The 249-nt window shown below is 43.0% G+C and carries 1 protein-coding gene; it reads left to right on the plus strand.

Annotated elements, in window-relative coordinates:
• Positions 1-54: 54 nt before the first annotated feature.
• Positions 55-249: hypothetical protein (locus tag QP381_RS09290; RefSeq protein WP_285068743.1), on the plus strand; the 195-nt coding region annotated here is incomplete at its 3' end.

Consider the following 249-nt stretch of genomic DNA (forward strand, 5'->3'; position numbering starts at 1 on the left):
GCTTCAGCAAGTGCTTACAGTACATCCGTTGCAAACAGCGAATCCGCTCATAGCTTGTCAGAAGCAATGTCACAAGTAGCCTCAGCAAGTGCCTATAGCACTTCAGTCGCTAACAGTGAATCTACTCAAAGTTTATCTGTGGCTATGTCTGAAACAATTAGTGAACATGTTTCCTTATCTGAACTGGATTCTCGCTCTGATTCACAACTTGCCTCACAACTAACTTCAACCAGTATTGAACAGTCTGTG

Origin of the sequence: Pauljensenia sp. UMB6358 (assembly GCF_030216865.1) — a bacterium.
In the GTDB taxonomy this organism is placed as follows: domain Bacteria; phylum Actinomycetota; class Actinomycetes; order Actinomycetales; family Actinomycetaceae; genus Pauljensenia; species Pauljensenia turicensis_A.